The sequence below is a fragment of the Streptomyces sp. NPDC015171 genome (genome assembly GCF_043079545.1).
GTDB lineage: Bacteria > Actinomycetota > Actinomycetes > Streptomycetales > Streptomycetaceae > Streptomyces.
In genome coordinates, this window is sequence record NZ_JBIBUO010000025.1 from 58,863 (window position 1) to 84,867 (window position 26,005).

The window sequence follows — 26,005 nt, forward strand, 5'->3', positions numbered from 1 at the left end:
TGAAGCCTCCGGACGCGGTGCCCCAGTTGTCGGCCGTGGACTGGCTGAAGCCCAGCGGCCTGCTGAAGACGTGAGCGGGCAGTTCAGAGGCGATGTCCGCGATCGGGTGACGCCGGCGGGGTGCGCAACGCACGAGGCTCCATGCCGTTGGGGGAGGTGTTCGAAGTCTCAACCCAGGGGCACAGGAGCCGCGTTGGTTGATATCCGCGATCTTCTGGACAGTGAAGGGAAAGAACCCGAAACGTCTGTGGGTTCTGGACGCGGACCTGTCGGCGGCATTTGACTGCATCGATCGCGACCACCTCATGACCCTGCTCGGCCTGTTCCCCGCCCGGCCACGCGCCGGGCTCGCGCCTGGCACGAACCGTGTACTGAGACCCTGCGGCCTGTTCCTGTCCATGCAGACGAAGAGCAGGTGCACCAGGTCAGGGCCCGGCTGGAGAACTGGCTTGTCTGCTCGGACTTCCCGGCGGCCGTCGGATAGCGCCGGCAGTAGAGTGGGACGGTGGATCTTCGACTGCTGAGCTACTTCAGCGTGGTCGCGCAGGAGAGGCACGTCGGGCGGGCCGCGCAGCGCCTGCACATGACTCAACCGCCGCTGAGCCGGGCCATCCGGCAGCTCGAGGACGAGCTCGGCGTCGTCCTCTTCGAACGGAACCGGTCCGGGGTCACGCTGACCGCGGCCGGCGAGGTGCTGCGCGAGGAGGCGGCGGCCGTGCTCGATCGGGTCGAGGTCATACAGAGCCGTGTCCGGCGCGAGGCCGGCACGCCCGCGCTGTCGGTCGGGTCGCTGGCCGACGCGGCCGACCTGGTGGGCAGCCGTCTGGTGGCAGCCTTCCGTGCGCGGCACCCGCACGTGGCGGTGACGGTCCACGAGTTCGACCTGAGAGGTCGTCCGCTTTCCGAATGCCGTGTGCGGATTCCGCTGGTCAGGCATGAGATTGCGGCTGTGGCGGGAGTCTCGATTCGTTGCTGATCGAGTCGGCGTGGGGGTGGCGGATGCCGTTGATGCGGGCGGTCCTGGAGACGCGGCGGAAGGCTGCTGCCGTGCGAGTGGAGGAGCTCGAAGCCGAACTGGATCGGTTGCGGGCGGCCTTGACGAATGCCGAGGAGGTTCTCAGGCTTCGGACGATCGGCCTCGAGCAGTATCTGGAAGCGCTCGCCGAGGAGGATCAGCCGGCCGAGACGGTCGTTGGCGCGTCGCCGAGGAAGCCGGTGGGCCCGCGCCGTGCGGTGCCGCATCGGGAGAATGCGGCCGGGGTCGAAGACCTGTCGGTGGACTACCGGGCGCTGATGGCTGCCGCGGCTGAGGCCGGGGGTGACGGGCTGGGTGCCCGGCGGGCGGCCGTGGTACTCGGCTGGGACAGCGCTTCGGCCTCACGCGTCGAGGGTGCGAGAGCACGGCTGAAGCGGCTGGTGGAACGAGGCTGGCTGGTGGAGGCAAAGCCCGGGAGGTTCACCCTGCCGGCAGAACAGCGCATTGATGAGGCTGTGCGGCCAGGCGGCGGTTCATCAGGGCGATCATCGACCAGCGGATGACGGCTTCGCTCGTGTCGGTGCGTCGTTCGTAGTCCCGGACCAGGCGGCGGCTGCGCAGGAACCAGGCGAAGGACCGTTCCACGACCCAGCGGCGGGGCAGTGGCTGGAACCCGCGGGCGTCCTCGCCGCGGCGGACGATGTCGAGGACGAGCCCGAGATGCTGGCTGGTCCAGTCGGTGAGGTGGCCGGTGTAGCCGCCGTCGGCCCAGACCCGCGCCAGCCGCCGGAAGCGGCCGGCCGCCGCCGACAGAAGGGACCGGGCGCCGTCCCGGTCGGTCACGGATGCCGGTGTGACCAGCACGGCCAGGAGAAGTCCGAGCGTGTCGGTGAGCAGATGCCGCTTGCGACCGTTGATTTTCTTGCCCGCGTCGAAGCCCCGTGAGCCGAAGGTGACGGTGGCGTCCGCCTTCACCGACTGCGAGTCCACGACCCCCGCGCTCGGCTCGGTGCTGCGGCCTTCGCCGGCGCGGACGGCTTCCCGCAGCCGGTCGTGCAGCTCGGTGACCAGTCCCTTATCCCGCCAGCGGGCGAAGAAGGCATAGACGCGCGGCCAGGGCGGGAAGTCCGCGGGCATCGCCCGCCACTTGATGCCGTTGTCGACGAGATAGCGCACTGCGTCGATCATCTGCCGGTGGCAGTAGCCCTCTGGACGCCCGCCACGGCCCGAAAGCCAGCCCGGAACCGGCAGCAGATCCTTCACCACGGCCCACTCGGCATCGCTCATGTCCGAGCCGTACCGGGGCCGGCGCTGCGGCCGGTCGACCGCGTTCCCGAACCTGTGGGCGAGGCAGTCACACCCACGAGTGGACGAACTGGACTCGGCAACCAGGACCACGCGACACTTCGACAACAGGGCCTCTTGCTTCTCGCTGGACTCGACATCCGCGAGCTACCAAGAGGCCCTTCCTCCATGCACTCACCCCGGACGACTCACCCGAACCAGGCTCCCGTTCGAACCTGTCCGACCGCGCGAACGGATAGAGAACAGGCAGTTAGGGGCGTGCTGTGTGGCCAACCAGGTGGCCTAACTGGTGGGCGAGCGCAGCCCGTTGCTCGTTGATGTTGCCACCCCTGTCTACCGAACTCGGGCAGTTCCCCGGCGGGCGCGCTCTGTACGACCCGCGCCCCGGCGAGCCGCGCACACCGGGCCCGGGCGTGAGCTGCCGCCTGTACTACTCCGGCGATGCACCCTGACCCCACCCACCAACAGCCCGAACCACGGCAGGCGAGGGTGAACGGGTCGTGTCAGTGCACGGGCACGGGCGGCACTTCCAGGGAGGCGTCGCTGCTACCCTCGCCCTCCACACGCCATTTGCCACCTCCGATTGGAACGGAGCGTGCCCGCATCTGCGAGGCCAGGGCATCAGGCCAGAGCGTTCGTTCTGACCAGGTGACGTGTATGAGATTCGCTTCGCTCAGGTCGGCGCTGCGAAGGTCGGCGCCGCTCAGGTCGGCGCTGTACAGGTCCGTGTCATTCAGGTTCGCGCCACTCAAGTTCGCGTCGTGCAGATCGGCGCCGCTCAGATTGGCACCTCTCAGGTCCACGTTGCTCAGGTCCGCGTCACTCAGTTTCGCGGCCAGCATGGTCGTTTGATGCAAGTCCGCGCCGCTCAGGTTCGCGCTGATTAGGCGGGCGCCGGTCAGGTCCGCCTTGACTAGGCGCGCGCCGCGCAGGTCTGCGCCCCTCAGGTCCGTGCCGACTAGCTGCGCGCCGGTCAAGCGGGCGCGACGCAGGTCTGCGATGCCTAGGAGCGCAAAATCCGAGTTCGCATGGCTCAGGTCCGCTCCCTCCAGGTGCGCGCCCAGCAGGATCGTGCGTCGCAGGTCCGCGCCGCTCAGGTCCGTGCCACGCAGGATGGACTTGCGCAGGTCCATCTCATGGAGGTCTGCGCCGCGCAGATTCGCCTGGCTCAAGTCTGCGCCCCGCAGGTCTAGACCGCTTAGATCTGTGCCGCGCAAGTCCATGCTGCGAAGGCTCTGCGGCCAGGGTGCTTGCTGCGCACCGGCCGCGAGCAGCACTCGGCGCCACCACGGGGAAGCACGAAGGTGCAGCCATGGCTGGGAGGGGCGAGCAGTCACGGCGAGACGGCCCAGCAGGCTGTCACGATGCGTCTTCACGAATCTCTCCCGGGTCGGAGGCGGTAAGGGATTGACTCGACGCTGGCTTATTAATGGGGGCAGGAGCAGCGCGAGGTGCGACTTCGACACCGGAGAGTAGGCCGCGAAGCGCGGCGGGGGCTCCGACACCGAAGGCGAAAGCCGGCCAGGCGCCGATGATCTGATCGTGTGCGGCCGCTGCCACCGCGGCACCCAGGACTGCCCCGGTGGCCATCACAAACAGCCGAGGTCCTAGCTCCCCGCCCCCGCGTCTGTTCTTCTTGCGCCAGGGCCAGGAATACCCAGACGACACCACGGCCGTCATGAAGGACAGGAGCGAGGCCGCTCCCCCACCGGCGAGGCCCCAGAGAGCCGCCTGCCAAAACTCCATAGAGGGACCATAGCGGCGCAAACCCAGGGAATGGGAGGAAAGTTGGGGAGAGCACAGACTGAATGGCGAGTCGCAAGCGCCGACGGTCAGGGGGCGGCTGTTAGGCGGAGATTTGGGGCGGTACTCCCCGCTGGAGCTTCCCGACCCCGACCACACCACCGAGTAGACCGTCCACGGCGCCGACCACGCTGTGGCCGCCCCGTCCATGACTGCGACCACGGCTGGTCAGCGCCCTGGCGAACCCTGACGCCGTGGCGGACAGGTGCTGCTCGGGTGCCTGGTGCCGGTGCTGCTTTTAGGCTGGGAGGGATCGGGGCGTACTGGAGGTCTGCCATGCCCCGGACTATTTGGAGCGGTGCCATCTCGTTTGGCCTGGTCACGGTACCTATCCACGTAGTAAGCGCTACCGAGCTGCTCCCCGCGCCCGCGGGGAGCAGGCAGAGCGCGCCGTCGCCTTCCGCAAGACGTCGGGACCATCCCCGCGGGCGCGGGGAGCAGGGTGTTTGTCGACGGGAGGCTGATCGGCACATGGGTCGGGGGTGGGTGGTCAGATGCGTTCGAGTCCGGTGGTGTAGTCGTAGCGGAGTCTGCCGAGGGGGCCGCTGAGGCAGGCGCCGTCCGGGGCGACGAGGATGACGGGTTTGTTTTTGAGGGCGGGTTGGGGGTGTTTGGGCCAGTCCATGATTGGTTGGAGGCGGCGTCGGCCGTTCCACCAGCGTTTGGGGATGGCGAGTGTGTTGGCGAGAAAGTCTTTTTGCTGGCGCCGGTATGCGCTCACGTTTCGGGTGGGGGAGCGTTGGGCGAGGTCGGCTTTCAGCAGGCCTGTGTGGTCGTAGGTGAGGGTGTTGTCGGGCTGTTGGTAGAGGATCAGGCAGTCGACGGATTCTTCTCCGAGGCGGGATACGGCAGCCATCCCGGTCATGCCTCCGCTGTCGCCGTCTCCTTGGGCGTGTCCGGAGGCGAGTTCGTAGGTGGCGGTTGGGGTGCGCCGCCGGCGGGTGTAGGGGCGGAAGATGCGCTCTTCGGCCTGGCCGGCCTCGTCGGCTAGTGCGTCTAGGTAGGCGGCGTGGGTGCGGTCGAGTAGCTTTTGCGCGGCGCCTGCGCCTTGGATGGGTTCCCCGTATACGTTTTCCAGTGCCCATGCGGAGTCGCGGGGGGTCTGGAGCCGCACGATCCCGTCGTCGTCTCGGTGTTGAGTGAGGGTGTGCCAGGTGGCTGCCAGGACGTAGGGGGCGTAGACGAGACCGTCGTAGGTGCCGGTTGGCCGCCCAGCCTGGAAGTCGGGGGGTTCCACGATGGGCAGACCGTACGGATCTTGCTGCCACAGCATGATGAGGCGTGTCGTGCGGCACCAGGGTGGCCGGTGCGGGTTGTTGACGGCGTGCCGGTGGATCCGGCCGCGGAACTGTACGGCTATGTCGAGGGGGCACGGGTCGGTGACACCGTGGTCGAAGTCCAGGTCCAGGGACTGTTCGATCACTCCTGTTGCGAATACCAGGAGCCGGTGCGGCCGGTTGGGGTTGCGGTGTCCTTCGGGGCCGGGGCCGAGGAGGTCGGCGAGCCGGGTTTCCAGCAGCAGGCGGTGACGGGGGAGCAGCATCCCGTGCAGGATGAGGATCTCGTCCGGTTGCCAGCCGCTTGCGCGGGCGAGGCGGACCGCTTCCCGGAATCGGGAGCGGCAGGGGTCGACACGCGTGCTGCGGACCACGACGCATCCGCCGTCGCGGGCTTGAGCCAGCAGTCCTGTGACCAGGTCTTTCTCGCCCGGATCCTCTCTCAGTTCGATGGCGGTCAGGAGCTTGGGTGTCTTGGGATCTTCGGGGAGCGGTCCGCCGCGGCGGAGCCGGCCGTTGTGGTCGATCACCATGATCGGCCCCCGGCTTCCGTCGTCGTCGCCGGTCTTTCCGAGGCCGCGCCGCCAGGCGGCCGTCAGCTGCTTGCGGATGCTGCGGGGAAGGGTCGCAGAGAGCACTACCAGCGACGCGCCGCCCTCCGCCAGCCACTCCACCGCAGCGCCCAGCAGGTTTTGCTGGAAGAGCTCGTAGGCGTGTGCCTCGTCGATGATGACGACCTTGCACATCAGCGCACCGAGCCGCAGTGCCCAGTGCCGTGAGCCTTGCGGGGCGAGAGCGATCTGGTCGATCGTCCCGACTCCGAACCCGGCTACGAGAGCGAGGCAGCGTCGCAGGTACCACGGGTCCAGCACCGCCAGGCCGCCGTCGGTGCAGGTGGCCGTTTCCACCGTGCTGGACAGGTCGGTCAGCGGATCTCCTTGCGCCTGGTGGGCGTCGATCAGCTGGTGTACGAGGTCCGTGGCCTGTGCTGTTCCGTGCACGAGAGCCATGTTCTGCACCTCGCCCGGTTCCAGCACCGACTTCAGGAACTTCCTCAGTTCCGCGGCGACCTGATTGCCGGCCGCTCGGGTGGGCAGCGCCATGTACAGGCCGCTGTACCCGCACGTGCGCGCCAGGTGGTGGGCTATCCACAGCGCCAGCCTGGTCTTGCCGGATCCGGTGTCCGACTCCACCACGACCATGGTCTGCTCCGCGGCCGGTACCAGCCGTATACCGTCGGCCTGGAACGGTCGGGGCACCGGGGTGTCGGGCCACATCTCCTCCCATGTCACGGGCCGCGCCTGCCAGCGGACGAGCCGCCGGGCCCGCACCGCCTGGTCGGCCTCCTGCAGGGCGGCCTGCCACCAGTCGGTGACCGGCGTGGTGTGGGTACGGAAGTGGAAGAACTCGGGGTCGGAGGCGATCCAGTCCGCCAGGTACACCAGGTAGAGGAAGGCGATCCGCGCGGAAGGCCGCACCGGGTCGACCACCTTTGCCACGGTGGCGAGGTCGAGTCCGATGGCGTCGGCCACCGTCTGCACGATCGCCGCGTGTACGTCCTCCCACTGTGCGACCGGTGCGGCCCCTCGGGCCCGGTCGACGGTCTCCGGGTGCGGGATGTGCCCGTGATGGCCGCCGAGCAGTACCGCCGCATCGTGCAGACCCTCATGGCGCTCGCCGGTGCCGCCGCACTCCGTGCACGCGCAGCCCAGCAGCCGGGGCAGCACGACGGCGGTGATGTGCTCGTGCCGTGCGTAGAAGGCGTGGGCCAGGTCGTCACCGAGGGGGAGACCCGCCGTGCGGGCCTGTTCCTCCCACGCCTTCGCCTGCTGCTTCGCCCGGGCATTTCCCCGGCCGTGCTGCCATTGCCCGAGGAAGCAGCTGGATGCCTTCCCGAGATCGTGGAGGGCCGCGAGGAGCATCACCACCTTCCGAGCGGTCGCTTCGCTTCCTGCGCCGAACGCCTGCGTCAGCCGCCGGCGGATGTGTGGGGGAAGGTGCAGGTCCCACAGGACGCCCGCTGTGGCAGCGACGTCCAGGAGGTGAGCGAGTAGCGGCGTCCACGATGGGCCGCCGCGCCTGGCACTGTCACCGCTCAGGTCGGTCTTGCCCCACGCCATTACCACGGTGCTGAGCAATTTTTGAAGACCGCTCACCCTCAACTCCGTTCGCTGCTACGGTCCTTGCCCGGCACACTACGGCAACCAACGATGCGCAGGATGACATTCATCCGAAGGAGGTGACGTGGTTCCGCACTGGGATCCCCGCACCCAAGCCTGCCTCCCGGCACTGACAACGGCCGGTCTGCCCAGCCCCCTCAGCCTCATCGAGGCCTTTGAGAAGGCCGACGACCACCAGGGCGTGGCGGGACGCCACCCCGGCGAGACCCTCGCCATGCTGGAGCTGCTCAGGGCCGTCTCATACGCGGCCGACGTCTATCCGGAGACCAGCAGCGAATGGCGGAGCTGGGTCACCGGCCGTCGGCCGTTCACCGATGTCGCCGACTGGCTCAGGCAGCAGCCCGACGAGCAGTGGAACTTCTTCCACCCGGAACGGCCACTGTTCCAGAACGCGCTGCTGGCCCCGTTCATGAACCGGCACGGCGTCGGCACCTCACAGATCGTCATGCACCACGTCGGCGACTACGTGCAGTTCTTCGACCGGCACCACCTCCACCACGGCGAGCCCCTCACCGCGGCCGACGCCTTCATGGCCGTCATCACCCAGCACACCTGCGGCAACGGCGGCCGGGGCATGATCCCTGGCAATCTTCTCGGCGCCGCCCTCAACAACCAGGCCATGTGCCGGGCCGGGCAACGCATCCACGTCACCGCGCTCGGCCGGACCCTCGGCGACACCCTCCGTCTGAACCTGCACCCCCACGACGGCGACCCCGGCAGCTACAACTACACCTGGACCGACCGGCCGCGCCGCTCCTTCACCGCCAAGCCCACCGCCCGCATCCCCGACGGCCCGGCCGACCTGCACAGCATCCTGGGCCGGTCCATCCTCACCCGCCCCATCCGACAGCCCGACGGCAGCTGGGGAGTCGACCGCGTCCTCATGGGAGCCGGCGACATCGTGGACCTCACCCACGCCAGCGCCCTCCAAGACGCCGTGATCGAGAAAAACACGCCCCTCAAGGCATCCGCCGCGCGCGCCTTGTGGCGGGAAGCCCACTCCCTGTACGCGGCCACCGCACGCCGGGAAAAGGGCATGGACCTCTACGGCCGCCTCGCCACGCTCCCCGAAGGCCACCGCGTCACCTTGTGGACCGTCGGCCTCCTCGCCAGGCCTGGCAAGCTCATCGCCTGGGTCAACGACGCCTTCCCCTACATTCCCGGCCGCGAGACCGCCCTGCGCCAGGCATCCGAAGAAGGCTGCGCCATCGCCGAGTACGTCGCCGCAGCCCTGGACGACGCCGCCTACGCCGCCTGGCGGATCGCCTACCCGAACCCCAAGCCGGCCGACAAACAGTCCCAGCTGGCCCGCTTCAAAGCCGCCGGCGAACACTTTGCCGCGACCGAACCCCTCTTCCACGAACTCCTGGACGAGACCGCGGAAGGCACCTCCGTCCCCGAGGCCCTCACCGCGTACGCCACCGAGGTCCGCTCGAACGCCGAACGCCTCCTCACCGACCGGCTCCGCTCCCTGCCCCCCAGCAGCCAGGGCCATAGAGCCTCCACCGAGGCCCGCGAAAAACTCGAAGACATCCTCAACAACCCCCGCAAGGCCCCCGCATACCTGCGAAAGGAGCAGCCCGCATGACCCTGCCGCTCTTCGAGATTTCCGAGCCCAGCCCCCCGCCCGACGCCGAACAGCCCACCCCGGCTGCCGCCGACCCGACGCCCGCGCCGGTCCAGTACGTCGCCTGGCTAGCCAGCCTCGTCCACACCCACCAGTACGGCAAACTGGCCGACCTGCGCCGTCCAGCGACCGCCGACAATCCCACCCACTTCGAAGCCCGCGCCTTCGCCCCCACCGAAGAACACCGGGCCCTCTACCGCCAGGTCGGCTTCCTCTTCGCCCGCTACCACGCAGGCAGGACCAAGCCCCACTACGGCCGCGGCAGCATGGGCACCGCGATCCGCGCCATCGGCTACGACGGAGCCCGGGGTCCCTCCAACCCCGGCGCCGAACGCCTCATGATGCGCATCCTCCCGGCCCGCCAGATCCCCTGGCGCCACCTGCAGCACGCTATCGAACGCATCCGCGCCGGCGAGACCACACCGCCCTCCTGGGCCGATCTCATCACCGACCTCACCCAGTGGACAGACCGCGGACGCCCCACCCCCCAAGAGTGGGGCGACGACTTCTACACCCGCCGCCGCAGCACGCACGCCCGCCCGAACGGAGCAGCCAAATGACCGACAGCACGCCCCAGTACCTGTCCCTGCACGCCCTGGAGACCTTCGCCGCCGCCCTCCCCGTCCGCGACGAAAACGGCCAGCCCAAAGCATTCGTCTACGGCGGCGCCGAACGCACCGCCATCTCCGCCCAGGCCCGCCGCCGCGCCGAACGCACCCACTCACGCCACCGCGCCAACCGTGGCGAAGGCCCCCTCGCCTCCTACAGCAGCGGCAGGCGCACCCGCGAATGGGCCCTGTTCACCCGAGACGCCCTGGTAAAGAACCACGACTGGAACCCCGACCAGGCCATCTACGCCGCCAAGGCCGCACTCGAGGGACTCGGCCTGAAGTTCGGCGAGAAGGAATCCACCGCCCTCCTCACCAAGGTGCTCTTCTACGCACCCGAGGACTCCGGCGACCGGATCGCCGATCACATCAGCACCCACGCCGACACCTTCAACGAGTGGCTGACCGAGTACACGGCCGCCAAGGCAGAAGCCGCCGCCAAGGAGGAGGCCAAGAGAAACGCGAAGAAGAACGCACGGAAGAAGGCCACCAGCGCCGACGCCGACGCGCCGGCCGAGCCCGCCACCAAGGAAGAGAAGGAGAAGGAGAAGGAGGAGGACGTCAAAATCCCGCCGCTGCCCAAAGATCTCCGCACCGGCATCCTCACCGCATTCGCCCCCCGAGACGCCGTCGACATCACCATCTTCGGCCGTTTCCTCGCCGAGGTCGCCGAGCTGCGCACCGTGGACGGCGCCGCCCAGCACTCCTGGGCCTTCACCATCGCTCCTGCCGAGCACATCGACGACTTCTACGCCGCCGCCGACGACGCCAAGCTCGAACGCCGCGAAAACGCCCTTGACTTCCTCGACGCCGCCGACAACGCCGGCGCCGGCATGACCGGCTACCAGTCACTCATCTCCGGCACCTTCTACCGCCACGCCGCCCTCGACCGACACAAGCTCCGCGTCAACCTCCAGACCGCCGGCATGACCGAGGACGAAGCCGAGATCGCCGCGCAGGCCGCCGAAGCCGAATTCATCCAGGCATTCGTGGACGCCGTCCCCCGCGCCAAGGCCAACAGCACCGCATCCACCGGCACCCTCCCCAACCTCGTCCTGGCCCACGAAGGCGCCCGCCCCTACTTCTACGCCGCCGCCTTCCAGTCACACATCGATGAAACCTCCGACGGCCCCGCCGCCCTCGCCGGCGCCAAACGGCTCCTCGACCACCACCGCCTCATCACCACCAAGCGCACCGACGCCACCCCCGGCCGCCTCCTCACCTACGACCTCGACATCCAAAACCTGATCGACCAGCTCACCGCCGACGGCACCCTCCCCGCCTCCGAGGCCACAACCCTGGAGGAACTCACCGCATGACCAGCACTCCTCCCCGCGCAGGCAGGGAAGTGGCCACGCTTCTCATCCGCCTCGCAGGCCCCCTCCAAGCCTGGGGCACCTCCGGCGCATTCGAACGCCGCGCCACTCACATGCGCCCCACCAAAGCTGCAGTCATCGGCCTCATCGCCGCCGCCCTCGGCTACGACCGCGAAGACCCACTCGGCCCCCTCGCCGAACTCCGCTACGGCGTCCGCGCCGACCGCCCCGGCACCCCCTACCGCGACTTCCACGTAGTCGGCGGCGGCCCCTACCCCCTACGCCCCCGCGACCTCATCACCGACCACCGTCGCGCCGCCAAAGCCACCACCCTGGAAGACGCCACGGGCACCCACTTCGGCCAGCACACTATCGACGGCTGGTACGGAGCGCCCAAGTACATCGAAGCCGACCCCGACACCGGCCACCTACTCACCGCAGCCAAAGCCGTCCTGCGAAACCCCGCCGTCACCGAACGCTGGTACCTCGCCGACGCAGCATTCGTCGCCGCCGTCCAACACCACGACACCACCCTCCTCAACACCATCTCCCACCACCTCGAACACCCCCGCAGACTCATCTGGCTCGGCCGTAAATCCTGCCCGCCCACCGGCGACCTCTCCGGCGGCGTCCACCCCGGCACCCTCGAACACGTCCTCACCCACACCCCCCTCCTCCGCGAAGCCACGACACCACGCCCCTGGGCGTGGATCGACGCACCGCCCGGCGCCCCCCGCGCCGTCCCCATCGACGACCAGCCCGTCACCTTCCACCCCGAAGACCGCACCCACGCCACCCGCTGGGAAATCCGCACCCGCATCACCCCCAGCCCGACCATCGAATGGACGCCCCTCCCGTGAGCACACCTACGCGCTTCGTCGCCACCCAAAGTGTCCTCACCCTCGACACCCGCCACCCCGACGTCATCCGCGCCATGAACGACGTCCACGACATGCACCGCCTCGTCATGAGCGGCCACCGGGGCTGGGTACCCGAAGGCGACGGCGACGCACGCTCGCAGATGGGCGTACTCTCCGCCTGGACGGTCAACCTGCGCGCTCAGACCCTGACCCTCATCACCCAGGCCCGCGTCACCCCCGACTGGTCAGCCGTACCCCGCGCCGCACGCCTGGAAGCCCCCCACCTGATCCGCGTCGACCAGACGATCAAGGCGGGCGACACCTACACCTTCCGTGCGTTCATCAATCCTGTCCGGGCTGTCATGCAGCCCGACGGCCCGAAGAAAGGCCAGCGCGGACGGCGTACGGCCACGATGTCCCCGCACCACGCGGCCGAGTGGTTCACGCAGCGGCTCCAGCCCGAAGGCGAGGCCCCCATCGGGCCGTCCAGCATCAAACGGATCGGGGCCGACGCCGATCCGGCCCGGATCACCACCGCGATGCTGCCGCCACTCGTCTCCACGGTGAAGAAGGGCTTGAAAATCGTCCGCGCAGAAGTGCGAGGACAGCTCACCGTCACTGATCCAGCCACTTTCACGCGTACCCTCAGTGACGGGCTTGGCAAAGCGCGCTCCTACGGAGTTGGCCTCATCCTTGTACGCAAGTAACATCCCACCGGCCGGACTCCCCGATTCCGGCCGGTCACATTCTCCGCGCAAGCGGAGATCGGCCAGATGCACACGAAGACATCGACCGATTCCCCGCGCTGGCAGGGACTACCACCAACCCGCGTCCCCTGACGCAGGGATGCCACGACCATCCCCCTCGCAGGGCGAGATGGTCCACGGTACTTATCCGGCTTCTGATCGGAGAAGGAGTACTGCACCACCCGAGAGGGGATGGTGCCCAGAAGCAGAAGTGTGCCGGGCCGAGTCGTGGCGTGCAACAGCTGCCTGCGACCGCGGGATGGTCCCTCGTGGCGGGCGTAGGAGTCGCGGCCCTGGTGAGTGCTCCCCGCGTCCGTAGGAATGGTCCCACGCTGAACGTCATCCAGGTGGAGTTGGTGGGGTGTTCCCCGCGCCCGCAAGGATGGCCCCCTGTGCGCACTGCTTGTCGGTGCGGGCCATATCTGCTCCCCGCGCCTGCGGGGATGGCCCCTCCTTCCGAATCGGCATCTGCACGTGCTTGTCCTGCTCCCCGCGCCTGCGGGGATGGCCCCAATCAGGCAGCTACCCCGGGTGGCCACGGCAACTGCTCCCCGCGCCTGCGGGGATGGCCCCGTCCCCGTTCACAAGCAGTGGACCACGGCCGCCTGCTCCCCGCGCCTGCGGGGATGGCCCCAACAGACCCGAAGCCGCTGGCGCGGCCTGGTCCTGCTCCCCGCGCCTGCGGGGATGGCCCCCCCGGGTCCGGACAGCACAGTGCGCCGGGACCGCTGCTCCCCGCGCCTGCGGGGATGGCCCCAGGTGTACATCAAGTTCGTGGACTACCCCACACTGCTCCCCGCGCCTGCGGGGATGGCCCCGCTACTCCGAACTGCGCCCCCGCCGCGCCCCCCTGCTCCCCGCGCCTGCGGGGATGGCCCCGACGCTGGTCCCGAGAAAGTCGACCACGCCCTCTGCTCCCCGCGCCTGCGGGGATGGCCCCCGCAGCGTGTGAACGCGCTGCGCCGCATCGGCCTGCTCCCCGCGCCTGCGGGGCTGGCCCCGTGATCTTCGAGCCGCGCGACGGCTCGAACTCCTGCTCCCCGAGCCCGCGGGGATGGCCTCGGGCGGAGCGCAGGCGGGGCGGCCTCCACGGCCTGCTCCCCGCGCCCGCGGGGATGGCCCCAGCTCCTCGTCCATGTCAGAAACAGAAACGTCCTGCTCCCCGCGCCGGCGGGGATGGCCCCTTCGAGACCTTGCAGGTCTATGCCGCGACCACCTGCTCCCCGCGCCCGCGGGGATGGCCCCGGTGCGAGACGGGTGACGGCATCGTGCACGATCTGCTCCCCGCGCCTGCGGGGATGGCCCCTGTCCGAGCCCGCGCCCCAGGGTCAGGCCCTGCCTGCTCCCCGCGCCTGCGGGGATGGCCCCATCCACACGCTGCAGCGCCGCGTCGAGGAGATCTGCTCCCCGCGCCTGCGGGGATGGCCCCGGTCCGACCGTCGACAACGAGGAGCAGCTCCTCTGCTCCCCGCGCCTGCGGGGATGGCCCCAGGAACGTCCTCATGATGGGCGGGGCTGGCGCCTGCTCCCCGCGCCTGCGGGGATGGCCCCTCCCAGCGTCGGCCGTCCCAGTGGACGCGCCACTGCTCCCCGCGCCCGCGGGGATGGCCCCGTGATCTGGGAGAAGCACAACGGCACTGGTTTCTGCTCCCCGCGCCCGCGGGATGGCCCCCGATACATGGCCGGCATCTATCGCGAGGACGGCTGCTCCCCGAGCCCGCGGGGATGGCCCCCAGCGTCGGACCACGGCCGCCAGGGAAGCGGGCTGCTCCCCGCGCTCGCGGGGATGGCCCCGCCGGCTACGACCGCACCGCGGCCCGCGTGCACTGCTCCCCGCGCCCGCAGGGATGGCGCCGACTGGATGAGCACGTCCCGAAGCGTGATGCTCTGCTCCCCGCGCCCGTGGGGATGGCCCCTGTCCCGACCCCGACCAGCGCGATGGGTTCCGCTGCTCCCTGCGCCTGCGGGGATGGCCCCGGCGTGTTCGGCAAGGACCACCGGGGGCAGTCCTGCTCCCCGCGCCTGCGGGGATGGCCCCGACGTGGTGCGCCATCTGATCTGGCGGGCCGGCTGCTCCCCGCCCCCGCGGGGATGGCCCCGGGACACCGAACCGTGCGATCCGCAGCGGCAGCTGCTCCCCGCGCCCGCAGGGATGGCCTCGTCACGCGTCCTTCAGGTCCTTGGCGCTCGCTCTGCTCCCCGGTCCCGCGGGGTGGGTCCCGGAGTGGGTGCTGTCTGGACGTCTTCGGCTGCGTGTTCCCTGCGCCTGCGGGGTTGGTCTCTTTGGCATCATTTGCCCGGTGGTGTGGCTGTTTCTCGGCGCTGTGTGCCGCCTGTAGGGGGATCGGTGGAACCGGCTGTAGCGGCGGGTACGGGCCGCTACGCTGGCGGGTATGGGGAAGAGGCAGATCAACGTTCGTGTGGACCAGGACGAGTACGACGTGATTGCGGAACGGGCGGCGGCGGCCGGCATGGACGTATCCGAATACGCCCGCCAGGTGCTGGCTGACGAGGGCAATGACCTGCGGCACCGGTTCCTTGGCGCGGCCGAGCACTTCGCGCAGGAGTGGGGCCCGTACTTCGCTGAGCGGTTCGGCCACCCAGCCCCGGAGGTCACGGATGAGACGCGCGGGCGGGCTGCGTGATCCTGCACATCGACCGTGCCTGGCTGCTGGACCTCGCGCACCGCAGTGTGCCCGGCGACCCGGACGTCCACGACTTCGGCACGCTTCAGGCGGCGGTGGCCCGGCACGCCGACAAGGTGATGGACCGGCCTGTGTACGCGCAGGTCCACCATGGTGCGGCCGCGCTCATGCACCAGCTGATCCGCGTGCCCGCGCTGGAGTACGCCAACGAACTCTTCGGCGCGATCGTCGCGGCCGCGTATCTGTCGGCGTCCGGCGCCATGGTGACGGTGGATCATAAACAGGCCGCGGACTTGGCCGAGCGGATCGCACGGGACGGGCTTGACGTGCGGGAAGTAGCGGACGAAATCAAGGGATGGACCTCCCGGTCACAAGGCTGAGACGTACTTGCGGAACTTGCCACGATGGCCGGGTGGAGCGCTCCTCGCAGCCGTGAGGGTGGTACCCACGCAGCCCGCTACACCTCTGCAGGCACACCGTGCTTCCAGCGCCTGCGGGGATGGCCCCGGCGCGGCCGGCGGCGGCTACGTGCAGTGGACCTGCGCTCCCCGCGCCCGCGGGGATGGCCCCGGGCCGAAGGATTCCGCGCTCTGCGACGTGACTTGCTCCCCCGCGCCCGCGGGGATGGCCCCAAGCTCGGCTTCCACGGCGCCACCCCCATCGCCTGCTCCCCGCGCCTGCGGGGATGGCCCCTCGCCCCGGGCGACGCGCTGCCGTCGGTCACCCTGCTCCCCGCGCCTGCGGGGATGGCCCCGTCCGGCCGACGGTGATCTCGGTGGCGCGCATCTGCTCCCCGCGCCTGCGGGGATGGCCCCGCCAAGCGGCTGCGCCGCCGCCCGCGCGAGATCTGCTCCCCGCGCCTGCGGGGATGGCCCCGCGGTCTGCCACGGGTAGGCGTCCACGTTTCCCTGCTCCCCGCGCCTGCGGGGATGGCCCCATCGCCTCCACGTACTTCGAGACCTTCCGCATCTGCTCCCCGCGCCTGCGGGGATGGCCCCGCGGTCTGCCACGGGTAGGTGCGATGTGCCGGTTTGGTGTCGGTGGGTGGGTGTCAGTGACGGCACATCAGAGTTGGGTGTTTTCGATGGTCGGGCGTTGAGGAAGAGCGTGGTCACTGTCGTGGGGCGGTTTCTGTAGCGGCGTGGCTGCCATCGGGCGGTACACCCCACTCCGCTCCACTGTCTTGAGAACGGCACTTCTGATCCTTCCGAGGGCTGCGCGGCGGCACGGTGGTCCGTGTCGGTCTTGCGCGGGCGGAAGGGGGCGGGGTGGGGGAGCCGGGCGCGTGGGGTGAGGTCACGGCGGGGCTAAGGGTGTCCAGACCGGTGCTGGTTGCACGGCTGCTGGAGCTCGAGGCGGCCGGGGCGTTGACCACGGCGCACGTGCGTGCAGGCGCGCAGGTCGGTGGGGTGAATGTGCGCACGGTGTGGCGCTGGCTGGATGCGGCGCGGTCGGAGGGCCGTGTCGAGCGCAGGCCGCGGGCCCGGCTGGAGTTGTCCGACCAGGCGTGGGAGGTACTGGCTCAGGCGGGCGGGAACGTTGCGGCGCTGCACCGGCATTTGAAGGCGGCCGGCGGCGACGTGCCCTCCCTGGCCTCCTTGCACCGGGCGGTGCGCCGGGACTTGGAGGCTGACCTCGCCCTGGCCGGACCGAGTGAGGGAGGCGCGGCGAAAGTGGCTGCGCTCCGGCTGCCGCCCTCCGAGCCAGGTGCGGTCGCAGGCTCGTCGGCGGGGGAGAGCGGCGCGGTGGCGGGTGTGGCGTTGCCGGCGGGAGCGCGGCTGGTGCGGACGTCGTCGGTGCGGGCCGTGGGCGAGGCGGTCGGGCAGGCGATGGCGACCCAGGGCGCGGTGTGTCTATTCGGCAATCCGGGCCGGGGCAAGACCGCCGCCGTGCGGATGGCGCTCAGCGAAGTGCCCCCGGGCTGGAAGGTGACGTGGGTGCCGGTACCGGTGCGCCCGTCGGTGGCCGGCATGAGGCGTGCGGTATTCGACGCGCTGGCGCTGGCGGGCCGCTTCCCGCACACGTCGGCGCTGGCCGATGCCGCGGTCGTGGGGGCTCTGGGTGAGGTGCGGGTGCTGGTGGTCGATGAGGCTCAGCGCCTGCCTGTGCCGTGCCTGGAGTATCTGCAGAGTCTGTGGGACCACCCCGATACGCGGATCACGCTGGTGCTGTGCGGGGCGGGCAGCGAGCGGGCGCTGGCCCGGCTGCCGCAGTTGGCATCGCGTATCGGCGCGTGGCAAGAGGTTCCACGTCTGGCCGGAGCGGAAGTGGCGACCGTGGTGAGCGGCTTCCATCCGCTGTGGCGCACCGTACCGGCCCAGGATCTGACGTGGATCGACCGGTCGTGCGCGCACGGCACGTTCCGCACGTGGGCCGCTTTGACTGCGCACCTGCAGAACGCGCTGCTCACCATCGCTGATGCATCCATCGACCGGCCCTTGCTGAGGCGGCTGTTCCAGCGGGTCGCGCCGCCACTGTGAACGGAGCCCGCCTGCAAGAGACGGGAGGGCGATCGCATGCTCCCGGCCACCGGCAAGCACACGACGTCCCACTCGCGTGAGGGGAGCTGACATGAAGGACGGCGACGCCATCCGCCCAGACGGCGGACTGCCTGCGGCGTCGAGGACGGCGCTGCGCGGCCCGGCGGTGCGGCGGCTGCTCGCCCTGCGGGCAGGGAAGAAGCTGACAGCAGTCCACGTACGGGTGGCCGCGGATGCGCTCGGAGTGTCGGAGCGCACGGTGTGGCGATGGCTGGCCACCGCTCAGAGCGATGAGACCGCAGCCGCCTACCCCGGCGCACGCTCCCGGGTCGATGCGAGGTTCACGGTCACGCCCGAGGTCCGTGGACTGTTGGCGCTGTGGAAGGGGAACGTGCGGGCGGTCCACCGCGAACTGGTCCTGCGTGCTGCCAGGCAGTCTCCGCCTGCAGACGCACCGTCGCTGACGACGCTGCACCGGGCGATCCGCCGTGATCTGACGCCGGGGGAGCGGGCGGGTCTTGCGGGAGGGGAGCGGGCGGCGCGCAAGCACGACGTATTCCTGGCCCGGCCGCGTGGCTGGCGCAACCAGGTGTGGGAGACCGACCACACGCAGGCCCCGGTGCTGGTCGACGTCGAGGGCAAGGCCCGCAGGCCATGGATCACCTAACCGACGGCGCGACGAACGCGATCACCGGCGTCGCGGTCACGCCGGGAGACCCGTCGCGGGAGTCGGTGCTGGCCGCGCTGCGCTCCGCGGTCCTGCGTGAGGAACCCTACGGCCCGTTCGGCGGCGTGCCCGAGAAGGTACGGGTGGACCGTGGCAAGGACTTCCTGTCCCGGACAGTGACTGCCGCTTTCGATCTCCTGGACGTGACGGTGGAGGACCTGCCCGCCTACACCCCCCACCTCAAGGGCACGGTGGAGGGCCTGAACCGGGCGGTGGAGAGCATGTTCCTGGCCTCGCTGCCCGGCTACGCCCGCCAGCCGCTCCCCGGCAAACGCTCCTCCCGTCCGAAGGACGAAGTGCTGCTGGGCTTTCAGGACTTCACCACCCAGCTTCTGGCCTGGACGCTCTGGTGGAACACCGAGCACCGCCCGGCGCCGTTGCGGGGCAAGACCCCGCTTCAGGCGTGGCAGGACGATCCCACCCCGCTGCGGGATGTGCCGGCCGCTGACCTGTGGACGTTCACCCTGGAGGACGCCGGCACCCGCACGCTGACCGCCCGCGGCATCCGCTTCAAAAGGCGCGACTACGTGGGGCCGTGGATGACCGGCCAGACCGGGATCCAGGTCCGCATCCGCTTCATGCCCCACCACGACCACCGCATCGAGATCTACCACGCCACCACCGGCCGCTACCTGGGCCCTGCGGACCTGGCCGACCAGGCCACCGACGAAGAGATCAGCGCCGTACGAAGGGCGCGGGCCGCTCGCGCCCGCCGTCTGAAGAAGGACCTGGAGGCCTCGCAGCGTGAGCGCTACGCCGCTGTGAACCAGCCCGCCGCCCCGCAGCGGCTCGGCGCGCTGACCAACACGCAGGTCGAGGCCGAACTTGCCCAGACTGCCGACTCCGACCTCGCGCAGCTCGCGCTGCCGGACGTCATCCCGCCCGCCGCGCCCCCGGCCGACTGGCGCACCCCGGCTTCCCTGGCCGCGCTGACCACGCCAGACCCGCCCGTCTGGTACCCGCCCGGCCGTGCTGGCGCTTCCGCCCCCGACGGCCCGGGCGGGCGGGCCGCACGTCCCACCACCGATGGAGACGGAGACGCCTCGTGACCGCGGCCACCTACCAGTACGTCGACCTGCCCGATGCGTCCGTGGTCACCACCCGGGCTCTGCTCACCGCCCGGGAGAACATCTCCGACACGGTCGCCGCCCGCGCCATGATGTGCATCCACGGCGGGGCCGGCTTCGGCAAGACTCTCGCCGTCAACACCTGCCTGCGGGGACTCGAGCCCGGCGAGGACGTCCGCAAGATCACCTTCCGGGCCCGGCCCACGGCCCGCGCGGTGCGCTACGAGTTGTTCACCGCGCTCGACCTGGCCGGCGAGCCACCGCGCCACCCCAGCGAGTTCGACCGCCTGCTGAAGACGGCCCTGGCCGAACGCCCCCGTACCTTCCTCGTCGACGAGGCCCAGTGGCTCAACGGTGAGGCGTTCGAATACTTCCGCTACCTGTGGGACGAACCCTCCACCCAGCTCGCCATCATTTTCGTCGGCGGCGCGGGCTGCCACACCGTGCTGCGCCGCGAACCGATGCTGTCCTCCCGTGTCTTCATCTGGCAGCAGTTCACCTGCCTCACACCCGACGAGGTCCTCGAGGTGATCCCGCTGTTCCACCCGGTCTGGGCCGACGCCGACCCCGAGGACATCACGTTCGCCGACAGCCACGCCGCACATGGCAACTTCCGCGCCTGGGCCCAGCTGACCGCGCACACCCGCACCGCCCTGGCACGCACCGGCCGCCCCCGCGTCGACCAGGAGCTGCTGCGGTGGGCCTTCAGCCGCCTCGCCTGACCACCGCACCGCCATGCCGCTCGCCGCGCCACCGTCGCCTGTCACCGTGGTCATCGACCGCGATGACGACGTCATCCACACCCACACCGCCCTGGCCGCCCACCATCCGCCGTCCGGCCGGATCACGCTGCACCCCGCACCGGGCACCACCAGCGAGACCGGCCTCGCCCACGACCTTCTCGCCGCCCTGAACAAACCGCCCCTGCTCACTGGCCGCTTTCCAGGCGGTCGTCAGCCCGCGTGGGAAGCCGCCACGGCCTGGATGACCGCTCTGTCCGTGAGCCGGCTGACCGTCCTGCGCGCCCACCGCCTCACCACCCACCGCACAATGCGACTCCTGGAGCTGCGTGCCCTCACCGGTATCCACCTGACCCTGGTTTGCCACCGTCCCCGCCTTCCTGCCGCCCTGCACCAGGCCCTGCAGACAGCCGACTACTCCCTCACCACCGACCTCGACGCAGCCCGCCGCCACTACTACGGCATGCCTATCGCCGAACCCCCGCTCGCAGATGAGTCCGCCGGGACGGCCGGCCGGTGGCTCACCCTGCCCGCACTGGAACGCCTCATCTCCTACGACAGCCCTCGCCCATGCACCGATCCGTGCACCCCGCCCCCGATCATCTGGCGGCACCGCCCACCGCCCGTGTCTCTCACCGCGCACACCGCCCAGAAAGTCGCCCACCGACTGCACGCGGCGACCGCACATCCTCGCCTGGCTGCGGCCGTTGCCGCCGCGCTTTTCACCGGCGCCTCCCTCCAGCAACTCGCCACCGCACGCCCCCGCGACTACGACACCGCCGCGGCCACGCTCGCCCTCCATGACCGCGCCCGCTACACCGACGGCTGCGCCGCCCACCCCGTACCACCCTGGGCGGGCGCTTTCCTGCGAGCGGCGGCCTGCTTCACCCGGCTCGTCTCCGGCGAGGACCAGGAACTGCTCGCCGCGCCAGGTGACCGTGCGCACCTGTTGCGCGTGGCGGAGACGGCCAAGCTGCGCCCGCCCCAGCCGCCCACAGCCCGCCGCGAAGGCCCGGTCGGCCGTGTGGAGTGGGACTGGCGCGAGCGGCAGGAAGCCGAGCATTACGAAGCCATGCCGGCCAGTCGCGTCAGGCCCTCGCGACGCTGAACCCCCTGACGCATTTCGCTCGAAGGGGAAGGCTCAACCGATCGAGAAGTCGGCGAACTCGACGTCGCTGAAAGCGATGTGCAGACCGTGGGCCCGGCGGCCCCATTCGCGGAAGTAGGCGTGTCCCAGAGCGCGGGCGAGGATCACCGTCTGCTGCTGCTCGCCCGCGCCGGCGTCCCGGGCGGCGAACAGCTCCCGGGCTGCCTCTCCCGGCAGGTCCTGGGTGATCCACCGCACCCGCGGATCGTCCGAAGACCCTGCCGGCGCGGCGAACCCGAATCGCGCCCTGGTATGGAAGACGAAGCCCTCCGCCTCTGCCTGGGCGCGTCGACGGGCCCGTATTCGGGGCTGCCACCGGGCCAGGACCGCTTCCTCGATCGCCTGCACCTGCAGCGGACCCGGCGGACGACGCGCTCCTGGCTTCTTCGTCACCCACCGCTGCACAGTGCGCTGCGACACCTCCAGCACGGTGGCGACCTGCCGAGTGGAACCACCCTGTGATGCCAGCAGAAATCGCAGGCGGGCCTCGGTGCTTGCAGGAACGGGCCGGGTGCTTAACGCGCGCTCCAACCCCTGCTCGATATGTCCCACATCCGCCTCTCGAAGCGGCCAGGGCCGCCATCTGCAGTCCGTCGTGTCAGTTCTCCCACGTCGCCTGCCCCTGCCTGCCCGTTCTTGCATTCTCGGGACAGCACTGGCTGCCGCAAGATATGAGCCCTTGGAGAGAACCGGCGACAAGCCGACGGCACGGATCACGACGGAGTCGCCAGCATCCCGGTGCTGTCCTTCGGCACGCACATGAGCCATCGATCCGTATGCGGACAGCGCCACCGCCCTGGTCGCCCGCATCTCCGGCGAGGGCGAAGAGCCGGCGGCCGAGCCGGTATCCTGCCCGCGGGGCTGACGCCCTGGGCTTCGCCGACGCCCACACCGCATCCGGACACCCACACTGCCCGGACCACTGGTGGAAGGTCTTCCGGGATCGACGGACCGCTTGACGAGCACCTTGACGATCCATCGAGCGGGGTTGCCGTGTGGGGGCGAGGACCCGGTGCCGAGAGGACCCGTCCATGACCAAGCGCACCACTGAGCAGCAGCGCGCCCGCGAACTCCAACGCACTGCACGCGAGCAGGGCACAGACCTCCGCTACCACGAAGCCCTCAACTGGGTACGTGATGCCGCCGAGGCGCAGGCCGAGAATCCGGGCCTGATCGCTGTTGCCGTGCCGCACGATCACTGCGTCATGCTCTTTCCCGCGGACGAGGACCCTGAGAGCATCCGCAGGGCGGTCACGCCGACTCCCGCAGCCGAAGTCGAGCTCGCCAATGAACTCCTGCAGCGTAGGAACGCTCTGATGGACAACCACTCCAAGACGGAGATCATGGCCATGATCCTCAGGAGGTGCCGCATTTCGCGCGCGGATCTCGCACGCTGCACCAAGCAGGAGCTGGCCAACGATCTGGTGCAGAGCGAGGACGGCCGCGAGCGTTACGAGGCGTACGGGCGGGTGGCACTGCACAACGGAAAGCCAATGCCCGGCTCACGCTCCCTTTGCGGAGGCGCCGGCTGCTCCGGCCACGACAGCGCGACGCCCTGGCCGGAAACCCGCGCGCGCTTCCGCGCCTAACAGGTCGTTTCACAAAGAGGTCCGTGAGGGACGGGATGCTGGGACGCCTGGCTTCGTCCGTAGGATCACTCCATGCCTGCTGACGAACGCGTAACCCGGTCCACGTTCTCCGGTCGTATCCAGCCCATAGCGGCTCCTCAGCCGATGCCGGAGCTGCCTCAGCGGATCTGGTCCGATGACGACTGGAAGCGGATCCAGCTCGGCTATGCGTCGCGGGACATGGACGAGAAGTGGGACGTCTTCACGGAGGGCAAGGTCGTCTTCCTGCACCGAAGCTGGACGGGTAACGGAACCTTCGCGGCGACCTTCGCGCCTGTCGATGGCGGTGGATGGCGCATCGGCAGTGCCGTAGTTGAACGGGACGCCGAACGCTATCGAGGAACGGACGACGCCTACGACTGCGTCATGCTTGAGCTGGTGATCAGCGCCATCGTGCTTGGCGAGCCGGCGACAGACCTCCGTACGAAGTTGGTCGAGTTGACGCGCCGGGAGTCAGGCTCCGATGCTCCAGCCGGCCTCATTCAGCACAGCGCCCTGGGGCTGCGCTCGGACTCCTAACCCATCACCCTGGGAGCGCTGGAAAGACGTCGAATGCAGATCAGGCTGCAGGCCAGTTCGAGCAGGCCCTGGTGGAGATCGGCCCGTCGTTCGTAGCGGGTTCGGAGCCGTTTGAATTGGTGCAGCCAGGAGAAGGTGCGCTCGACCACCCAGCGCACCTTGCCCAGTCCGGAACCGTGAGCGGCGCCGCGTCGCGCGATCAACGGCTTGATGCCACGCTTCCACAGCAGGCGGCGGTACTTGTCGAAGTCGTAGCCCCGGTCCGCGTACAGGCGTCGAGGTTTACGGCGGGGGCGTCCCCGCAGTCCCCGGATCGGCGGGACGGCGTCGAGCAGGGGCAGGAGCTGGGTGACGTCGTGCCGGTTGCCGCCGGTGAAAGTGACGGCGAGTGGGGTTCCTTGTCGGTCGACGATCAGGTGGTGCTTGGAGCCGGGGCGGGCGCGATCGACGGGTGAAGGGCCGACGTGATCCCCCCTTTGAGGGCCCGGACGTGCGATCCGTCCACGGAACAGTCGTCCAGGTCCAGTAGACCGGCGCGGCGCAGCTCGGTCAGCAAGGCAGCATGCAGGCGTGGCCAGACACCGACCTCGGTCCAGTCCCGCAGCCGGCGCCAGGCCGTCACTCCGGAGCAGCCTATTGTCTCCGCCGGGACGTCCCGCCAGGCGACACCAGTCCGCAGCACGAACAGGACGCCGGCCGAGTGCTGTTCGGTCAGGAACACGCAACCGCCCGGGATGCCGGTGGCGTCGTTCGGGAGCGGGTGGCAGCAACGGGGCCACCCGCTCCCAGAGGTCGTCCGGAACAAGATCAGCATGCACTCGGACACCCTGCCGACCAAGATCGTCGAGCACAAGGTCCGCAGCTCAACTCATTCTGAAACGATCAGTAAGGGCCCTGCGTCGACGCGCAATAGCTTGCACTGGCCTCTACGGCCCGCGAGCCTGCAACACGACGGACCGTGCCTCGGTGGCCTCGTGCTGGTGTGGCGCGCGGCTCCTGGCCGTCCGCGTGGCCGCCGTGCTGCTCGCTGCCTCCCTTGGTTTCCCGGGCGCGGCGGCCGGCTCAGTCCGGATCGCGTGCCGGCACCCTGGGCTCAGCGGCCGGGGCGCGCATCACACCCAGACTGGTGCGCGGCGCGGTGACGGCGTGGGCCAGGACGACGACGGCCTGGCGGGCGGCGCCGCTCCGGACCCACGCCCCGGTGAAGCGGACCTGATCGCCCGCCCGGTCGCCCAAGTGCTGCCACGGGCGAAGTTGCCCGAGCAGATAGCCGCCGCGAGCGCGGCGGCCGCGGTGGGCCACGAGGCCCATCACACCCACCGCATGCCGATCTTGGAGAGTTGTTCCATCCGCTCGGGTGTCAGCGTCGCGGCCCGGCTGCGCTGGTTGTTGATCCATGCGCCAAGCCGCAACTCCCTCTCCTCCTGGTCCTCGCCGACGATCCGTTCGACGTGCTTCCTGGGGACCTGGAGGTGCCCCTCGCGCTCGTAGAACTGCTTGGCGGCCTCGTAGTTCAAGGCCCATTTGTCGGCCTGCGTGCGGCGCTTGGGCTTCTCGTCCTCGGTCGCGGGCTCGATTCCGAGGACGTGTTCGCACATCCACTGCTGCACGGCCGTGAGCTCGTCCCAGCCGAGCCGCACCGACCCCACCCATCGTCCGAGATCCTCGCCCTGGCGCAAGACCTCGCCTACCTCGGTGGGCAGCGGCTCGCTGGCGTCCAGGTGCATCCGGACCAGGTGGAAGCAGCGCTGCCACGTCACGGGCCAGCTCGGGCACCATGATGCGTCGATCTCCTCCAGCTGCTCGCGCCGCTCGTCCGACAGCGCCCCGGCCGACGACTCCACCGGCAGCCCCTCTGCGCGCCGTTGCTCGTTCTCGGTGGCCTTGCGGGCGGCAGCCCGCGCGTTCTTCAGGAAGATGCCCACCTTCGCGCCCTGGTAGGTGGCGTCCAGCGGGGCCAGGAGGTGTCCGTGTTCAGCCGCCCACCCGCGCGCGGCGGACAGGCCCTCCTCCCACGCGACGTCGAAGTGCGACCACACCATGCCCAGCTTCTCCAGCTGCGCGACGCGATCCTCGTCCATATCCCCGCGGGCGTAGAACCTCCTGGCGTCAGCGGTCCACTGCCCCAGCGGGAACCCGGCGAGCGAGGCCGGCCACCCGGTGGCTTCCGCCTCGTGGTCGTCGACGGCGGGCACGCGGAACGTGAACGGCACGCGGAGGTCGCCGTGCTCGCGGGCGTAGATGACAGCCGCCTCCACCCCGCGCCGCCAGTGCTGATGCTCAGGGTGGAGCACCCGCAGGTTGATGAACGTTGCCAGCTGGGCAGGGTCACGGGGCGTGCTGAACTTCAGCAG

The 26,005-nt window shown here is 70.0% G+C and carries 20 protein-coding genes, 2 pseudogenes and 1 CRISPR repeat array; of the genes and pseudogenes, 15 read left to right on the forward strand and 7 right to left on the reverse strand.

Annotated features, from left to right (window positions below; genetic code table 11):
* The first annotated feature begins 505 nt into the window (after window positions 1–505).
* Together ACF073_RS38090 and ACF073_RS38095 are read left to right on the forward strand one after the other, a co-directional pair.
* Window positions 506–976: a LysR family transcriptional regulator gene (locus ACF073_RS38090; RefSeq protein WP_392076083.1), complete on the forward strand. Its 471-nt coding sequence runs from the start codon at window positions 506–508 to the stop codon at window positions 974–976.
* 32 nt (window positions 977–1,008) lie between these two features.
* Window positions 1,009–1,539 (forward strand): hypothetical protein, encoded by a 531-nt coding sequence (locus ACF073_RS38095; RefSeq protein ID WP_392076102.1) that lies wholly within the window; start codon window positions 1,009–1,011, stop codon window positions 1,537–1,539.
* On the opposite strand, the gene ACF073_RS38100 is transcribed toward ACF073_RS38095, so the two are convergent.
* The 3 genes from ACF073_RS38100 to ACF073_RS38110 all read right to left on the reverse strand — a co-directional run bounded on the left by ACF073_RS38100 (window position 1,457) and on the right by ACF073_RS38110 (window position 7,481).
* On the reverse strand, window positions 1,457–2,263 hold the full coding sequence (locus ACF073_RS38100; protein ID WP_392076084.1) for an IS5 family transposase: 807 nt from the start codon (window positions 2,261–2,263) through the stop codon (window positions 1,457–1,459). The two genes, ACF073_RS38095 and ACF073_RS38100, sit on opposite strands and share 83 nt — an antisense overlap.
* Before the next feature lie 521 nt (window positions 2,264–2,784).
* Window positions 2,785–3,657: a pentapeptide repeat-containing protein gene (locus tag ACF073_RS38105; RefSeq protein ID WP_392076085.1), complete on the reverse strand. Its 873-nt coding sequence runs from the start codon at window positions 3,655–3,657 to the stop codon at window positions 2,785–2,787.
* Window positions 3,658–4,574: 917 nt separating this feature from the next.
* A complete protein-coding gene (locus ACF073_RS38110) occupies window positions 4,575–7,481 on the reverse strand; it encodes a CRISPR-associated endonuclease Cas3'' (RefSeq protein ID WP_392076103.1) in 2,907 nt (968 codons plus the stop codon).
* Between the two features lie 124 nt (window positions 7,482–7,605).
* Here ACF073_RS38110 and ACF073_RS38115 point away from each other — a divergent pair, with 124 nt between their 5' ends.
* From ACF073_RS38115 to ACF073_RS38165, 11 genes and pseudogenes are all read left to right on the forward strand, one after another.
* Window positions 7,606–9,129 (forward strand): type I-E CRISPR-associated protein Cse1/CasA, encoded by a 1,524-nt coding sequence (locus ACF073_RS38115; protein WP_392076086.1) that lies wholly within the window; start codon window positions 7,606–7,608, stop codon window positions 9,127–9,129.
* A complete protein-coding gene (gene casB, locus ACF073_RS38120) occupies window positions 9,126–9,728 on the forward strand; it encodes a type I-E CRISPR-associated protein Cse2/CasB (protein WP_392076087.1) in 603 nt (200 codons plus the stop codon). The genes ACF073_RS38115 and casB overlap by 4 nt, the downstream gene beginning before the upstream one ends.
* The gene (locus tag ACF073_RS38125; protein ID WP_392076088.1) at window positions 9,725–11,095 is read left to right on the forward strand and encodes a type I-E CRISPR-associated protein Cas7/Cse4/CasC; all 1,371 of its coding nucleotides are present in this window, start codon (window positions 9,725–9,727) and stop codon (window positions 11,093–11,095) included. The genes casB and ACF073_RS38125 overlap by 4 nt, the downstream gene beginning before the upstream one ends.
* Window positions 11,092–11,952, forward strand: a complete 861-nt coding sequence (cas5e, locus tag ACF073_RS38130; protein WP_392076089.1) for a type I-E CRISPR-associated protein Cas5/CasD — start codon at window positions 11,092–11,094, stop codon at window positions 11,950–11,952. The genes ACF073_RS38125 and cas5e overlap by 4 nt, the downstream gene beginning before the upstream one ends.
* Entirely contained in the window at window positions 11,949–12,659 is a 711-nt protein-coding gene (locus tag ACF073_RS38135) for a type I-E CRISPR-associated protein Cas6/Cse3/CasE (protein WP_392076090.1), read from the forward strand. Before cas5e ends, ACF073_RS38135 begins: the two co-directional genes overlap by 4 nt.
* A gap of 2,432 nt (window positions 12,660–15,091) precedes the next feature.
* Window positions 15,092–15,343, forward strand: coding sequence for a plasmid mobilization protein (locus ACF073_RS38140; RefSeq protein WP_392076091.1), 252 nt, complete (start codon window positions 15,092–15,094; stop codon window positions 15,341–15,343).
* The gene (locus ACF073_RS38145) at window positions 15,340–15,723 is read left to right on the forward strand and encodes a fic family toxin-antitoxin system, toxin component (RefSeq protein WP_392076092.1); all 384 of its coding nucleotides are present in this window, start codon (window positions 15,340–15,342) and stop codon (window positions 15,721–15,723) included. Before ACF073_RS38140 ends, ACF073_RS38145 begins: the two co-directional genes overlap by 4 nt.
* Before the next feature lie 99 nt (window positions 15,724–15,822).
* A CRISPR array of direct repeats spans window positions 15,823–16,341; the repeat unit is 28 nt; unit sequence TGCTCCCCGCGCCTGCGGGGATGGCCCC.
* Window positions 16,342–16,668: 327 nt separating this feature from the next.
* Entirely contained in the window at window positions 16,669–17,823 is a 1,155-nt protein-coding gene (locus ACF073_RS38150) for an AAA family ATPase (RefSeq protein ID WP_392076093.1), read from the forward strand.
* A 166-nt stretch (window positions 17,824–17,989) separates the two neighbouring features.
* Window positions 17,990–19,599: pseudogene (locus ACF073_RS38155) on the forward strand (Mu transposase C-terminal domain-containing protein).
* Window positions 19,596–20,339 (forward strand): AAA family ATPase, encoded by a 744-nt coding sequence (locus ACF073_RS38160; protein ID WP_392076094.1) that lies wholly within the window; start codon window positions 19,596–19,598, stop codon window positions 20,337–20,339. Before ACF073_RS38155 ends, ACF073_RS38160 begins: the two are co-directional and overlap by 4 nt.
* Before the next feature lie 46 nt (window positions 20,340–20,385).
* Window positions 20,386–21,465 (forward strand): hypothetical protein, encoded by a 1,080-nt coding sequence (locus tag ACF073_RS38165; protein WP_392076095.1) that lies wholly within the window; start codon window positions 20,386–20,388, stop codon window positions 21,463–21,465.
* Between the two features lie 33 nt (window positions 21,466–21,498).
* On the opposite strand, the gene tpg is transcribed toward ACF073_RS38165, so the two are convergent.
* Complete coding sequence (gene tpg / locus ACF073_RS38170; RefSeq protein WP_392076104.1) at window positions 21,499–22,401, reverse strand: telomere-protecting terminal protein Tpg; 903 nt, start codon at window positions 22,399–22,401, stop codon at window positions 21,499–21,501.
* Between the two features lie 134 nt (window positions 22,402–22,535).
* On the opposite strand from tpg, the gene ACF073_RS38175 reads away from it, so the two are divergent.
* Window positions 22,536–23,093, forward strand: coding sequence for a hypothetical protein (locus ACF073_RS38175; RefSeq protein WP_392076096.1), 558 nt, complete (start codon window positions 22,536–22,538; stop codon window positions 23,091–23,093).
* Window positions 23,094–23,237: 144 nt separating this feature from the next.
* On the forward strand, window positions 23,238–23,651 hold the full coding sequence (locus tag ACF073_RS38180; protein WP_392076106.1) for a hypothetical protein: 414 nt from the start codon (window positions 23,238–23,240) through the stop codon (window positions 23,649–23,651).
* Here the strand turns inward: ACF073_RS38180 and ACF073_RS38185 are convergent.
* The 3 genes and pseudogenes from ACF073_RS38185 to ACF073_RS38195 all read right to left on the reverse strand — a co-directional run.
* A pseudogene (locus ACF073_RS38185) lies at window positions 23,648–24,469 on the reverse strand (IS5 family transposase). The gene ACF073_RS38180 and the pseudogene ACF073_RS38185 sit on opposite strands and share 4 nt — an antisense overlap.
* Window positions 24,470–24,713: 244 nt before the next feature.
* Window positions 24,714–24,962, reverse strand: coding sequence for a hypothetical protein (locus ACF073_RS38190; protein ID WP_392076097.1), 249 nt, complete (start codon window positions 24,960–24,962; stop codon window positions 24,714–24,716).
* A partial coding sequence (locus ACF073_RS38195; RefSeq protein WP_392076098.1) for a helicase associated domain-containing protein occupies window positions 24,962–26,005 on the reverse strand: 1,044 nt, incomplete at its 5' end. The genes ACF073_RS38190 and ACF073_RS38195, both read right to left, overlap by 1 nt.

Excerpts from the sequence above, each read along its gene's own strand:
- ACF073_RS38110 (WP_392076103.1), bottom strand. The coding sequence starts at position 7,481 with ATGGCGTGGGGCAAGACCGACCTGAGCGGTGACAGTGCCAGGCGCGGC.
- tpg (WP_392076104.1), bottom strand. The coding sequence starts at position 22,401 with ATGCGGTGTGGGCGTCGGCGAAGCCCAGGGCGTCAGCCCCGCGGGCAG.
- ACF073_RS38140 (WP_392076091.1), top strand. The coding sequence starts at position 15,092 with ATGGGGAAGAGGCAGATCAACGTTCGTGTGGACCAGGACGAGTACGAC.
- ACF073_RS38125 (WP_392076088.1), top strand. The coding sequence starts at position 9,725 with ATGACCGACAGCACGCCCCAGTACCTGTCCCTGCACGCCCTGGAGACC.
- cas5e (WP_392076089.1), top strand. The coding sequence starts at position 11,092 with ATGACCAGCACTCCTCCCCGCGCAGGCAGGGAAGTGGCCACGCTTCTC.
- ACF073_RS38190 (WP_392076097.1), bottom strand. The coding sequence starts at position 24,962 with ATGGGCCTCGTGGCCCACCGCGGCCGCCGCGCTCGCGGCGGCTATCTG.
- casB (WP_392076087.1), top strand. The coding sequence starts at position 9,126 with ATGACCCTGCCGCTCTTCGAGATTTCCGAGCCCAGCCCCCCGCCCGAC.
- ACF073_RS38100 (WP_392076084.1), bottom strand. The coding sequence starts at position 2,263 with ATGAGCGATGCCGAGTGGGCCGTGGTGAAGGATCTGCTGCCGGTTCCG.
- ACF073_RS38175 (WP_392076096.1), top strand. The coding sequence starts at position 22,536 with ATGACCAAGCGCACCACTGAGCAGCAGCGCGCCCGCGAACTCCAACGC.
- ACF073_RS38095 (WP_392076102.1), top strand. The coding sequence starts at position 1,009 with ATGCGGGCGGTCCTGGAGACGCGGCGGAAGGCTGCTGCCGTGCGAGTG.
- ACF073_RS38180 (WP_392076106.1), top strand. The coding sequence starts at position 23,238 with ATGCCGGAGCTGCCTCAGCGGATCTGGTCCGATGACGACTGGAAGCGG.